Source organism: Micromonospora ureilytica, assembly GCF_015751765.1.
Classification (GTDB): Bacteria; Actinomycetota; Actinomycetes; order Mycobacteriales; family Micromonosporaceae; genus Micromonospora; species Micromonospora ureilytica.
The window spans coordinates 4,132,183-4,144,605 of record NZ_JADOTX010000001.1 but is presented as its reverse complement, the minus strand read 5'-3'; the positions used below and the strand labels follow the sequence as shown (position 1 = coordinate 4,144,605).

Genomic DNA, 12,423 nt, shown 5'->3' with positions numbered 1-12,423 from the left:
GTAAACGCAAAATGAACTTGGGCTCGCCGGGTCAGATCATCGTCGGCAATGTCACCCGGACAACCTCTCCGTCGGGATCGGTGTCGATGCGAACCCGCTGACCGAGCCGGAGAAGTCGCAGCCCGGAGGCGTCGAAGGCCCGGGCGGGGAAGCGCATCTCGGTGCCGTCGTCGAGCAGCAGGACACCGCTGCGCGTCGCCGCGTCGTAGCTGGCCACCGTGCCCTGCATGCTGGCACCGTACACCCGGGGGTTCAGCCGGCGGAGCCGGGCGAGCTCAGCCCGCGGCGCGGGCGGGGTGAGCGGAGGCCACGAGCGCGGCCGTGCGCGGCCCCAGCCCGAGCCGGGCGGCGGCGGCCAGGTCCGCGGCGGTGTCCACGTCCCGGCGCAGGCTGGGCCAGTCGCCGTCGAGCGGCAGTGCCCCGCTCGCCGCGTGCGCGACCGCCGAGCCCACCCCGAAGCGAGGATCCAACGGCACGCCAGGCGGGGCGGTGAGCAGCACCGTGCCTCCGCCGGGTGCGTCCGGCAGGAAGCGGCGTGCCGCGGGATGGCCGTTCTGCGCCGCGAGCAGCGCGCCGGCCAGCTCGGCCGGGCGTAGCGCCGGCACGTCCCCGGTGATCCCGGCCACCCACCCGGCGGCGGCCCCGGCCGCTCCGTGCCGGAACGCGGCGTTCAGGCCGGCGCGTGGCTCGTCCGGCAGCACCCGCGCGCCGGCCGCCCGCGCCGCCGCCGCCACCCGGGGGTCGTCGGTCACCACCAGGGCCTCGGCGACCGCCGGGCAGGCCAGCACCGCGCGGAGCGTGTCGGCCGCCAGGGCCAGCGCCAACTCCTCATGGGGTACGCCGGGCAGCGCGCCCCGCAGCCGGCTCTTGGCCGCGGCCAGCTGCTTCACCGGCACCACCACGGCCCACCTCGGCTGACTCACGTCCGCAATCCTGCCAGCCGGACGGCGGGCCCCTCGCTGGCCGTACCGGGGGCGAGCAGGCATGATTTCCGCTGCGGGTGTCGCGGGCGGGATTTCGCGGCGGGGTTGGGGCGCGACGAGGAGGCACAGTGGCACGGCGGAGGCTGGGGTTCTGGCAACGGTTCGCCGTGGGGCTGGTGAAGCCGGTGATGACCGTCTGGACCCGGCGTACCTGGCGTGGTCAGGAACATCTCCACGGCGACGGCGGCGTGATCGTCGTGGCGAACCACATCTCGCACGCCGACCCGTTGGTGTCCGCGCACTTCATCTACGACTCCGGGCGCTGGCCGCAGTACCTGGGCAAGGCCAGCGTTTTCCGGGTGCCGGTGGTCGGCTGGATCCTGCACCGGTGCCGGCAGATCCCGGTCGAGCGGGGCAGCACCGACGCCGTCCGCTCGCTGGACGCACTGGTCGCCGCGCTCGACGAGGGCGGCGCGGTCGTGATCTACCCTGAGGGCACCACCACGCGACAGCCGGAGCTCTGGCCGATGAAGGCCAAGACCGGTGCGGCCCGGCTGGCCCTGGCCACCGGCGCCCCGGTCGTACCGGTGGTGATGTGGGGGCCGGAACGGATCTTCGACCCGCGGACGACCCGTGTCAGCCTGCGCCCCCGGATCCCGGTGACCGTTGCCGCCGGGGAGCCGATCGACCTGAGCCGGTGGGCGGACGCCCAGCCGACCCGGGCCACCCTCGAGGAGATGACGGACACCATCATGTTGCGGCTGCGGGACATGCTCGCCGAGGTCCGTGGCGGTACCCCGCCGCCACTGTGGGAGCGACCGGCCCGACCCTCCGTCGGCCGCGAGCAGCTGGACGACGCGGCATGAGCGGTCACGTCGCGGTGCTCGGTGCCGGTTCCTGGGGCACCGCGTTCGCCAAGATCCTCGCCGACGCGGGGCGGGACGTGACGGTGTGGGCCCGCCGCGCGCCGGTCGCCGAGAGCATCCGGGCCGAGCGCCGCAATCCGGAGTACCTGCCCGACCTGCTGCTGCCGGCCCGCGTCACCGCCACCGCCGACGCCGCCGAGGCGATCACCGGCGCCGAGGTGGTGGTGCTGGCCGTGCCGTCGCAGACCCTGCGCGGCAACCTCGCCGAATGGGCCGGGCACCTGCACCCGGATTCCACACTGGTGTCGCTGATGAAGGGCATCGAGCTGGGCACCACCAAGCGGATGAGCGAGGTCATCGTGGAGACCGCAGGGGTCGCCGCGGACCGGGTGGTCGTCGTGTCCGGCCCGAACCTGGCCCCGGAGATCGCCGCCGAGCAGCCCGCCGCGACGGTGGTCGCCGGGACGAACAGCGCCCGCGCCACGCTCGTCCAGTCGTCCATCCGGACGCCGTACCTGCGCCCCTACACCAACGACGACGTGATCGGCTGTGAGCTGGGCGGGGCGGTCAAGAACGTGATCGCCCTGTCGTACGGCATCGCCACCGCGATGGGTTTCGGCGACAACACCCGGGCCATGCTGATGACCCGTGGGCTGGCCGAGACGGCCCGGCTGGGCGTGGCGCTCGGCGCGGACCCGATCACCTTCGCCGGCCTCGCCGGCATGGGCGACCTGGTCGCCTCCTGCTCGTCCCCGCTGGCCCGCAACCGCACCTTCGGCGAGCACCTGGGCCGGGGCGAGACGCTGGAGCAGGCCCAGGCCGCCACCCGGCAGACCGCCGAGGGCGTGAAGAGCTGCCTGGCGATCCGCGACCTGGCCCGGGCGCACGGCGTGGAGATGCCGATCACCGAGCACGTGGAGCGGATCTGCCACGAGGGGATGGACCCGCGCCTCGCCGTGGAGACCCTGATGAGCCGCACCGCGAAACCCGAGTCGTACGAGTGAGGAACCCGATGACCGAGTGGGGAGACGGCACGCGCTGCGTACGCGCCGGCCTGCCCGAACCGGCACCGGGGGACCCGTTCCTGCCCGGGCCGGTCTTCGCCGCGCCGTACCACCTCGACCCGTTCCAGGGTCAGGGCGCGTCGCCGAACGGCTACGGTCGCCCCGACAACCCGACCCGGCGGCTGCTGGAGGCGGCGGTCGGCGAGTTGGAGGGCGGTGACTGCCGGGTCTTCGCGACCGGTCAGGCGGCCATCACCGGCCTGCTGCTCAGCCTGCTGCGTCCGGGGGACACAGTGGTGCTCCCCACCGACGGATACTTTCCGGTCCGGGCGTTCGCCACCGGAGTCCTGGAGGCCATCGGCGTCCGGGTGCTCTTCGTGCCGACCGTCGGGCCGTACCCGTCGTTCGAGGGCGTCCGGCTGGTGCTGGTGGAGACTCCCGCCAACCCGGGCCTGGACGTGGTCGACGTGGCGGCCCTGGCCGAGCGGGCGCACGCCGCCGGCGCGCTGCTCGCCGTGGACAACACCACTGCCACCCCGCTCGGTCAGCGCCCGCTGGATCTCGGTGCCGACCTGGTGGTCGCCTCCGGCACGAAGGCGCTCACCGGCCACTCCGACCTGCTGCTGGGCTACCTGGCCAGCCGGTCCACCGAGCTGATCGACGCGGTGACGACCTGGCGTACCACCACCGGGGCGGTGCCGGGCGCGTTCGACGCCTGGCTGGCCCACCGGTCGCTTGCCACTCTCGACCTGCGGCTGGCCCGGCAGAGCGCGAACGCCGCCGCGATCGTCGACCTGCTCGTCGGCCGGTCGGACGTGACCGGCCTGCGGTGGCCGGGGCGGCCGGACGACCCCGCGTACTCGGTGGCCTCGGCGCAGATGCGCCGGATACCGGGGGTGCTCTCGTTCGACCTGGGCGACGCCGACCGGGTGGGCCGATTCGTCGAGGCCGCCCGGCTGGTGGCGGCGGCGACCTCCTTCGGCGGCCTGCACACCACGGCGGACCGGCGGGCGCAGTGGGGTGACGACACCGCTCCCGGCTTCGTCCGACTCTCCTGCGGCGTGGAGGACACCGCGGACCTGGTGGCCGACATCGCCGCCGCGTTGGATGTGGCCGGGGCGGTCTGACGTCTCCGATGGCGCCTTCTTCCCACTCCGACCGGGCCGCTCTGGTGGGCCGGTTGTGGGCCGCCGGTTGCGTCTACGCCGAGGACGAGGCCGAGCTGCTGCTGGCCGCCGCGCACAGCCCGGCGGCGTTGGCCGACCTGACCGACCGCCGGGTGGCCGGTGAACCGTTGGAGTACCTGCTCGGTTGGGCGGAGTTCTGCGGCCTGCGGATCGCCGTCGACGAGGGCGTCTTCGTGCCCCGTGCCCGGACCGCCCTGCTGGTGGAGCTGGCGGCCGACCTGACCGGCGCGGCGCCGGCCGTGGTCGACCTCTGCTGCGGTTCCGGGGCCACCACCGTCGCGCTGGCGCAGCGGCTCACGCCGCGCTGGCTGGCCGCCGCCGACATCGACCCGGCGGCCGTGGCATGCGCGCGCCGCAACGTCGTCGGGCTGAACGTCGAGGTGTACGAGGGGGACCTCTTCGCCCCGCTGCCCCAGCGGTGGAGGGGCCGGCTGGACCTGGTGGTCGCCAACGCCCCGTACGTGCCGACCGACGCGGTCGCGCTCATGCCGCCGGAGGCGCGACTGCACGAGGCCCCGGTGGCGCTCGACGGCGGCCCGGACGGGCTCTCCGTGCTGCGCCGGGTGGGTGCCGACGCGGCCGGCTGGCTGGCCCCCGGTGGCCACCTCGTGGTGGAGGCCGGCACCACCCAGGTGGACACGCTCTGCGACGCGTTCCGCGCGGCCGGACTGCTGCCGACCGTCCGCCACGACGACGACCTGGACGCCACAGCGGTAACCGCCCGCCGTCCCGGCTGAGCCGGCCCCGCCCGGTCGCGCCGCCCACGTCGACGGGCAGGCGCAGGCGCAGATCATCGAATCGACAAGTGAGATTGCTGCCCTGGACAGGCGGTGGGCACGGATCTGCGGCGAGGCTCGACTGCGGGTGCAGTCCTTCGACCTCATCCGGAAAGCGGCGGCATCATGGACCTGACCGGCGCGCAGTGGCGCGGGCTCATGGCGCGGGCTCATGGCGCGGGCTCATGGCGCGGGCTCATGGCGCGGGCTCATGGCGCGGGCTCATGGCGCGGGCTTTTGGCTGGGAAACCGGCTGAGCGTCCGGTTCAGGTCACGGAGCAGATTCGGTTGGGTGGCCGGGCGTGGCGGGGGAGAGGGCTTGGCACTAGCCTCGGCTCACACTCATCACGGCGGGAGGCGGTTTCGGTGGGCAGCGCAGGGGTGCCGGTGGTCGTCGGCTTGGACAACGGCGGCACCAGCAACAACGCCACCGTGCTGACGGTGGACGGCCACTTCCTCGTGGACGGCCTGTTGGAGATCCCCAGCGAGGTGCAGGCCGGGCCGGAGGCAGCCATCGAGGCACTGGCTCGGGCACTGGACGGCGCCCTGGCGCAGACCGGCGTGCCACGTGACCTGGTTCAGGCGGTGGGGCTGGACACTCCCGGCCCGGCCAGCGCCGACGGCGTCATCTCGTCGCGGGGGTCCACCAACTTCTCCCAGCCGGCCTGGCGGGGCTTCGACGTGCGAGGAGCGCTGGAGCGACGCCTCGGTCTGCCGGTGATCTATCACAACGACGGCAACGCCGCCGCGCTGTACGCCCACCACGTCTACTTCGGCGTCGACGCGATGAACCGCTCGTCGGTGTCCGCCATCGTCGGCACCGGCCTCGGCGGCGGTGTGGTCGAGAGCGGTCGGGTGATCGCCGGTGCGTCCGGAATGGCCGGCGAGCTCGGCCACGTGCACATCCCGCTGAACGGGCTGCTCGGCCCCGACCAGCCGGAGCCCAGATGTGCCTGCGGCTTCACCGGAGACGTGGAGAGCGTCGCCTCGCTGACCGGCATCGAGCGCAACCTGCTGCCGTACTGGCTGACCCGGTACCCCGACCACCCGCTCGCCGCCGAACCGGTGGCCCGAGCGGCCAAGCTGGTCCGCGGGTACGGCGAGCGGGGGGACGCCCTCGCCCGGGACCTCTTCGCCCAACAGGCGATGGCGCTGGGGCGGCTGTTCACCGTTGCCGCGAACTTCACCGACCCGCACGCGTACTTCGTCGGCGGTGGCGTGGTGGAAGCGGCACCGGAGTTCCGCGACTGGTTCCTGGCGACGGTCCGCGAGCACACAGTGCTCCGTGAGGAGCAGGCGGCGGTGGCCACCTTCGCGCTGGTGCCGGACCGGGACATGGCCGGTGCCCGGGGAGTCGCGATCGCCGCACTGGAAACGCTCCGCACCGTCCCGGAGTCCCGCCCCCTGGTCGCCTGAGCGTCCCGCCCCGCCCGGCTCCGCCCTCGCCCGCCCTCACCCCGCCCTCGCCCCGTCGATCATGGACTTGTGGTGGGGGACAAACTAGCCGTTACGCTCCTAAGTCAGGCACCACAACTCCATGATCGACCAGGTCCACCGCGATCTTGCACTTTGTGCGGCGGCATAACGGGTCATTCCGCATATTTCGGCAACAGAAAGTGCAAGATCGGCGCGGCCGAGCGGCCTGCGGCGCGGCCGAGGTCAGCCGTACCTCGGCCGCCAGGTGCACTCCGGCCCGCCGCGAGCCGTGGTCAGCGGCGCGGGGCGGGCCGGGTCAGCGGTTGGTGCGTTCCGGGGGTGCGACGGTTCTGGTCAGGGGCGGGGTGGAGCCTGGGCGAAGGCGGCCCAGGCCGCCGCGGGGAACAGCAGGGCCGGGCCGGCCGGGTCTTTGGAGTCGCGGACGGCCACGAGTCGCGGAATCGTGGCCACCTCCACGCAGGCGCCTTCGTCGCCGCTGCGGCTGCTCTTGCGCCACTGCGCCGCGGCCAAGGCCGCTGTGATCATCGGGGTCATCGGTCCTACCGTCCCTTCAGGACTGACAGGAGCATCTCGCGGCTGTCCGCCGGGCTGAGCGCCACGCTTCGGAGATGCTCCATGATCTTGGTGCAGGTACGCGTCTCGCCGGCGCGGTCGAGGATCATCTGACCTGCGACGGTCTCCACCGACGCGATGATCGGGTCCTCCGGGTCGGCGAACTCGAGGATGTGCAGAGAACCCCGGGTGCCCCGGTGGTAGCCGGCGGAGAGCGGGATCACCTGAACGCTGATGTTCGGCAGCTCGGCCATCTTGACCAGGTGCCGCAGTTGCCCGTTCATCACCGACTGCTCACCGACCGGGCGTAGCAGCGCGCCCTCGTCGATGATCGCGTCGAAGATGGCCGGGTTCTCGCCGGTGAGCCGTTGTTGACGGTCCAGCCGGATCTTGACCCGCTGCTCCACCAGGTCGTCGCCGAGGGTGTGCGGCCCGCCGCGCATCACGCCACGGACGTAGTCCGCGGTCTGCAACAGACCGGGCACCACCGAGGGCTCGAAGTTGGCGATTGCGGTCGCCTCGGCCTCCAGTGCGATGAAGTCGATGGTGCGGGGATCCAGCAGGTACGAGTACGACACCCACCAGCCCGGCTTGCGGGCGTCCTTGGCCAGCTGCACCGCCGCGGCCACCTCCTCGGCACTCACCCCGTACGACGTGAGCAGGGCGCGCACGGTGGCGGGGCTGATCAGGGTCTGGGCGTTCTCGTACCGGGAGAGGGTGCTGCGGGTGCTGTTGATCTCATCCGCCGCGGTCTCCAGCGTCAGCCCGGCGGCTTCCCGGTGGTGGCGTAGGGCGATGCCGAGCCGGCGGGCACGGGCGGTCTTCGGGGCCATGCATCGATGGTCGCACACATTCGCGGGAACGTCTGCATGAGAGAACGTCGATGAGAGTTGCATTCACGGCTGTACACGTGTCAATCTGTTATCGCGTCCTCACCGCCGGTTGTCGTGGCGACGGTGGTGGTGAGCGACCGGAGGGGATGGGGCGCGCGGCGATCGGGTTTCTCCCCCGTTCCCGATCGTCGCGTGCCGCCCCTCCACCCCGGCCTGCCGGAAGGAGACGACGTGCGAACCCGCCCGGAGCCCCCCGCCATACCCTCGGGCGGCGCGCGATGACCCGCTTCCTCGTGGTGCTCACCGACGTGCGCACCGCCGAGGGCGTCAACCGCAACGAACGGGTCGCGCCGGAGCGGCGCCGGCAGGTCGTCGGTGCCAGCAGTCGGGAGGCCGCCGATCGCATCGCCGGAGCGTTCATGGCGCTGGGCATGGTGCGGGCCGGCCGGCAGCGGGTGAAGGTGATCGCGGTCGGCCGCCGGCACTCCCGGGACTGAGCGTGGGCCCAGGTCAGCGGTCCGCGACACCGCTACCGACCGATTACGCACCGTACATCCTCTGATGACCGAATGCCGTGTCGCGCCGTGGCTCGCCGGGTATCGCCTCGCCCTGTGGCCACGCACAGTAAGGTCAACCGGGTGAGCGCCACCGGCGAGCACGACCAGCCGCAGTCGCGTACGAAGAGGTGACCGGAGTGACCACCCCAGGCAAGACCCGCGTGGCGATCGTCTTCGGCGGCCGCAGCCCGGAGCACGGCATCTCCTGCGTCAGCGCCGGCAGCGTGTTCGGGGCACTCGACCCGGACGAGTTCGAGGTGGTGCCGGTGGGCATCACCCGGGCCGGCCAGTGGGTGCTGACCAACGGGGATCCCGCCCAGCTCGCGATCAACGCCCGTCAGCTGCCGGAGATCACCGCCGACTCCGGCGACGACATCGTGCTGCGCGCCGACCCCACCGGCAACGGACTGATGGTGCTCGACCCGACCGAGGGCCCCCGGGCGCTGGCCGACGTGGACGTGGTCTTCCCGGTGCTGCACGGCACCTACGGCGAGGACGGCACCATCCAGGGAATGCTGGAGATGGCCGGCATCCCCTACGTCGGAGCGAACGTGTTCGCCTCCGCGGCGGCCATGGACAAGGAGTTCACCAAGAAGCTCTGTGCCGTCGAGGGCATCCCGGTCGGCACGTACGCGGTGCTGCGCAACGGCATGACGCTCAGCGAGCAGGACAAGGATCGGCTCGGCCTGCCGGTCTTCGTCAAGCCGTCCCGGGCCGGGTCGTCGTTCGGCGTCAGCAAGGTCACCGACTGGGCCGAGCTGGACGCGGCGGTCGCCGCCGCCCGGCAGTTCGACCCGAAGGTCATCATCGAGGCCGCGATCGTCGGCCGCGAGATCGAGTGCGGTGTGCTGGAGGGCGAGGCCGGTGGCGCGCCCGAGGCGTCCGTGCTGGCCGAGGTGCGGGTCGTCGCCGACCACGACTTCTACGACTTCGAGGCCAAGTACCTCGACGACTCCTGCGAGTACGACATTCCGGCCAACCTGCCGGAGAAGGTCACCCGCCAGGTGCAGGAGTACGCGGTCCGCGCGTTCACCGCACTGGACTGCGCCGGCCTGGCCCGGGCCGACTTCTTCGTCACCCCCGAGCTGGACGTCTACCTCAACGAGATCAACACGATGCCGGGCTTCACCCCGACGTCGATGTTCCCGCGGATGTGGGCGGCCTCCGGCCTGGAGTACCCGAAGCTGGTCAACCGGCTGATCCGTACCGCCCAGCGGCGCGGCGTCGGCCTGCACTGAGCCGTCCGACCCCGCCCGTGCAGGTCAGCCGGCGCGGGCGGAGTCGGGTCGAGTTCAGCGCTGGCAGCCGGACGGGATGGCGCCGCCGGAGGGCACGCTCGCCACGATCGTGCTGGAGATCGTCGGCAACCACTGCAACGGCTGCTCGTACGAGCGCGGGACGCGCACGGTGATCAGCGTCTCCCGGTCGACCGTGGAGAGGACCGCCGCGTCGGCCTGCTCGGCCAGGTGCCAGCAGACCTGGTTGACCGTCCAGACCTCGTCCGTGCTGGGGACTGTCGGCTCGGTGCCGCCGCAGGCCACGGTGAGCGCGGGGTCGCCGTACGCGGCGTTCTGCTCCGGACCGGCGGTGACCGGCCGCTGGGCCAGGTCGCGGATGCTCGCCGGGAGCTGGGAGAGCAGGGCCCGGCAGACCGTCGCCGGGCGGGCGGCCAGCGCCGGGGCGGCCATCTCCACCGGGGCTGTGGACTGCACCCGGGCGCTGGTCGCGGAGGGTGTCGGCGCGGCGGCCGGCGCGTCCGGGCTGAGCTTGCTGAAGGCCAGCACGGCCACCAGCAGCGTGATCGGCAGCGCGATCAACGTGGCCAGTAGGGCCGCGCCGCGCATGGTCCGATCGCGACCGGCCGGCGCGGCAGCGGCAGGATCGGTCGACTCGCGGATACCGTCAGCCGGCTCGGCCGTGCCATCGGCCGCGTCGCGCGCCGCGTCGTCGTCCAGGGAGGAGGAGGTCGTCATCTCGTCCACTTACAGCCGCACCACCGAACACGTGAGGGTGCGGGTGATGCCGGGCACCATCTGCACCTTGCTGACGATGAGCTTGCCGAGCTCGTCGACGGTGTTCGCCTCGGTGAGGACGACCACGTCGTACGGCCCGGTGACGGCGTCGACGCGTACCACGCCGGGGATGTCCGCGATGAGCCCCGCCACGTCACGTGCGCGGCCGACCTCGGTCTGGATGAGGATGTACGCCTGTACCACGACTCGACCTCCGTCCGTCGCCGCCCGGGAGCGGCCCGAAGGGTGAAACTACCCTACGGACCAGGTCTGATCCCTATCGGTCGTCAAGGAGCAGCGGTGAGCGAGCACGGCGGAGCCGGGCAGCACGGGCGGAACGCCCGCGGTGGCGTCGGTGTGTCCGGGATCGGGGAGTTCGGGCTGATCGGGAAGATCACCGCCCGGCTGTCGTACGGGCCGACGACCCTGCTCGGCCCGGGCGACGACGCGGCGGTGGTGGCCGCGCCGGACGGCCGGGTGGCGGCCTCCACCGACGTGCTCGTCGACGGCCGGCACTTTCGGCGGGACTGGTCCTCGGCCCGCGACGTCGGCCACCGGGCGGCAGCGGCCAACCTGGCGGACATCGCGGCGATGGGTGCCACGCCGACCGCCCTGCTTGTGGCTCTCTGCATGCCGGCGGACCTGGACACCGGCTGGGCGGAGGAGTTGGCCGACGGGCTCTCCGCGGAGGCGGCGACGGTCGGCGCGAGTGTCGTCGGCGGGGACATGTCGGCCAGCCCCACCCTGACCGTCGCGGTCACCGCGCTGGGTGACCTGGCGGGCCGTCCGCCCGTGCTGCGCTCGGGGGCCCGACCCGGGGACGTGCTCGCCCTGGCCGGACGCACCGGGTACGCGGCAGCCGGTTTGACAGTGCTGACCAGGGGTTTCCGTACCCCCCGGCTGTTGGTCGAGGCGTACCGGCGGCCGGAGGTGCCCTACCGGGCTGGCCCGCAGGCCGCCGAACTCGGTGCCACCTCCATGATCGACGTGTCGGACGGGCTCCTCGCCGACCTCGGGCACGTCTCGGCGGCCAGCGGGGTGGCGATCGACGTACGCCGCGAGGGGTTCGAGGTGCCCCGGCAGATGGCAGACGCGGCGCAGGCGCTCGGCGTCGACCCGTACACCTGGATCCTCGCCGGTGGCGACGACCACGCGCTGGCCGCGACCTTCCCCCCGGCGGCGGTGCTGCCGCCGGGCTGGCGGCCGATCGGCCTGGTTACCGACGGTGCCGGCGTGACTGTCGACGGCGGTGCCTACGACGGCCCGACCGGCTGGGACCACTTCCGCTGAGGTCCGAGCGCGGCCGTACCCTGGATACCGTGAGTGAGATCGAGATCCGGGTGGTGCGGTTCGACGCACCTGTGGCACAGCACCTGATCCACGCCGCACTGGCCGACCTCGGCGCCCGCTACGGCGGCACCGGCGACGACACCCCGGTGGACGCGGCCGAGTTCGAGCCGCCCGATGGCGCGTTCCTCGTCGCCTACCTGGCTGGCGAGCCGGTCGGCTGCGGTGGCTGGCGCAGCCACGGCGCGGACACCGCGGAGCTGAAGCGGATGTACACGGCACCTGCGGCGCGGGGGCGGGGGGTGGCCCGCGCGGTGCTGGCGGCCGTGGAGCGCTCAGCCCGCGAGCACTGCCGCAAGCGGGTGGTGCTGGAGTGCGGCGACAAGCAGCCCGAGGCGATTGCCATGTACGGCTCCGCCGGGTACGAGCGGATCCCGAACTTCGGCTTCTACAAGGACGCGGAGGGTTGCATCTCCTTCGGCCGCACCCTCTGACCTGCGCGCCGAGCCCCGGCGGGCCCGGTGTGCGGTGTCTGCCCAGGGGACACGACAGAGCCGGCGGACCCTCGAGGTCCGCCGGCTGAGCCGTACGAGAAAGGTGGGTGCTACCGCGTCAGGCGCGGGTGACCTTGCCGGCCTTGATGCACGAGGTGCAGACCTGCAACTTCTTGGTGTTGCCGCCACCGGCCGGGGTACGCACCGACTGGATGTTCGGGTTCCAGCGGCGGTTGGTCCGCCGGTGCGAGTGGGACACGTTGTGGCCGAAGCCCGGTCCCTTGCCACAGACGTCGCACACGCTAGCCACGGGATACTCCTGGGATTGATACGTTCATGAGGTCGCCGGCAGGTGCTGCCCGGGCAACCTGGTCAGGTTACCCGATGACTCGCCGACCCGGCCAACCGGCCCGGTCCGGCGCTCGCCCGTGCCCCGGCTCACACCTGGTCGTGGACCTGTCCGCCCATCGGCGGGCCGGCCCGGCGGCAAGGGTA

At 72.8% G+C, this 12,423-nt stretch carries 16 protein-coding genes; 9 read left to right on the top strand and 7 right to left on the bottom strand.

From position 1 onward, the window contains the following. Positions 1–31: 31 nt before the first annotated feature. Both IW248_RS18620 and cofC read right to left on the bottom strand, forming a co-directional pair. Positions 32–229 carry a cold-shock protein gene (locus tag IW248_RS18620; protein WP_030335323.1) on the bottom strand — a complete coding sequence of 66 codons (198 nt, stop codon included), beginning with the start codon at positions 227–229 and terminating at the stop codon, positions 32–34. Positions 230–275: 46 nt separating this feature from the next. After that, positions 276–923, bottom strand: coding sequence for a 2-phospho-L-lactate guanylyltransferase (gene cofC, locus IW248_RS18615; protein ID WP_196928006.1), 648 nt, complete (start codon positions 921–923; stop codon positions 276–278). Positions 924–1,051: 128 nt separating this feature from the next. Between cofC and IW248_RS18610 the strand changes: the two genes are divergently transcribed. The 5 genes from IW248_RS18610 (at position 1,052) to IW248_RS18590 (ending at position 6,172) form a co-directional block, all read left to right on the top strand. After that, positions 1,052–1,789: a lysophospholipid acyltransferase family protein gene (locus IW248_RS18610; protein WP_196928005.1), complete on the top strand. Its 738-nt coding sequence runs from the start codon at positions 1,052–1,054 to the stop codon at positions 1,787–1,789. Next, complete coding sequence (locus tag IW248_RS18605; protein WP_124815264.1) at positions 1,786–2,793, top strand: NAD(P)H-dependent glycerol-3-phosphate dehydrogenase; 1,008 nt, start codon at positions 1,786–1,788, stop codon at positions 2,791–2,793. Before IW248_RS18610 ends, IW248_RS18605 begins: the two co-directional genes overlap by 4 nt. 8 nt (positions 2,794–2,801) lie before the next feature. Next, positions 2,802–3,920 (top strand): cystathionine gamma-lyase, encoded by a 1,119-nt coding sequence (locus tag IW248_RS18600; RefSeq protein ID WP_196928004.1) that lies wholly within the window; start codon positions 2,802–2,804, stop codon positions 3,918–3,920. Positions 3,921–3,928: 8 nt separating this feature from the next. Further along, positions 3,929–4,717, top strand: coding sequence for a putative protein N(5)-glutamine methyltransferase (locus tag IW248_RS18595; protein ID WP_196928003.1), 789 nt, complete (start codon positions 3,929–3,931; stop codon positions 4,715–4,717). A 405-nt stretch (positions 4,718–5,122) separates the two neighbouring features. Next, positions 5,123–6,172, top strand: coding sequence for an ROK family protein (locus tag IW248_RS18590; RefSeq protein ID WP_196928002.1), 1,050 nt, complete (start codon positions 5,123–5,125; stop codon positions 6,170–6,172). A gap of 354 nt (positions 6,173–6,526) precedes the next feature. Here the strand turns inward: IW248_RS18590 and IW248_RS18585 are convergent, their stop codons facing one another. Both IW248_RS18585 and IW248_RS18580 read right to left on the bottom strand, forming a co-directional pair. Continuing rightward, the gene (locus IW248_RS18585; RefSeq protein WP_196928001.1) at positions 6,527–6,727 is read right to left on the bottom strand and encodes a DUF397 domain-containing protein; all 201 of its coding nucleotides are present in this window, start codon (positions 6,725–6,727) and stop codon (positions 6,527–6,529) included. Positions 6,728–6,732: 5 nt separating this feature from the next. Further along, entirely contained in the window at positions 6,733–7,578 is an 846-nt protein-coding gene (locus IW248_RS18580) for a helix-turn-helix domain-containing protein (RefSeq protein ID WP_196928000.1), read from the bottom strand. A 278-nt stretch (positions 7,579–7,856) separates the two neighbouring features. Here IW248_RS18580 and IW248_RS18575 point away from each other — a divergent pair, with 278 nt between their 5' ends. Both IW248_RS18575 and IW248_RS18570 read left to right on the top strand, forming a co-directional pair. Then, positions 7,857–8,075 (top strand): hypothetical protein, encoded by a 219-nt coding sequence (locus IW248_RS18575; protein WP_124817270.1) that lies wholly within the window; start codon positions 7,857–7,859, stop codon positions 8,073–8,075. Positions 8,076–8,272: 197 nt separating this feature from the next. Continuing rightward, a complete protein-coding gene (locus tag IW248_RS18570) occupies positions 8,273–9,373 on the top strand; it encodes a D-alanine--D-alanine ligase family protein (protein WP_124817272.1) in 1,101 nt (366 codons plus the stop codon). A 54-nt stretch (positions 9,374–9,427) separates the two neighbouring features. Here IW248_RS18570 and IW248_RS18565 read toward each other — a convergent pair whose 3' ends face one another. Continuing rightward, a complete protein-coding gene (locus tag IW248_RS18565; RefSeq protein WP_196927999.1) occupies positions 9,428–10,108 on the bottom strand; it encodes a DUF3515 family protein in 681 nt (226 codons plus the stop codon). Between the two features lie 9 nt (positions 10,109–10,117). Beyond that, complete coding sequence (locus IW248_RS18560) at positions 10,118–10,351, bottom strand: Lrp/AsnC ligand binding domain-containing protein (RefSeq protein WP_030487446.1); 234 nt, start codon at positions 10,349–10,351, stop codon at positions 10,118–10,120. A gap of 96 nt (positions 10,352–10,447) precedes the next feature. Here IW248_RS18560 and IW248_RS18555 point away from each other — a divergent pair, with 96 nt between their 5' ends. Together IW248_RS18555 and IW248_RS18550 are read left to right on the top strand one after the other, a co-directional pair. Beyond that, positions 10,448–11,437 carry a thiamine-phosphate kinase gene (locus IW248_RS18555; protein ID WP_196927998.1) on the top strand — a complete coding sequence of 330 codons (990 nt, stop codon included), beginning with the start codon at positions 10,448–10,450 and terminating at the stop codon, positions 11,435–11,437. Between the two features lie 29 nt (positions 11,438–11,466). Continuing rightward, positions 11,467–11,928 (top strand): GNAT family N-acetyltransferase, encoded by a 462-nt coding sequence (locus tag IW248_RS18550; protein WP_124817278.1) that lies wholly within the window; start codon positions 11,467–11,469, stop codon positions 11,926–11,928. 118 nt (positions 11,929–12,046) lie between these two features. Here the strand turns inward: IW248_RS18550 and rpmB are convergent, their stop codons facing one another. Continuing rightward, the gene (rpmB, locus tag IW248_RS18545) at positions 12,047–12,238 is read right to left on the bottom strand and encodes a 50S ribosomal protein L28 (protein WP_007456456.1); all 192 of its coding nucleotides are present in this window, start codon (positions 12,236–12,238) and stop codon (positions 12,047–12,049) included. Between the last annotated feature and the right edge of the window lie 185 nt (positions 12,239–12,423).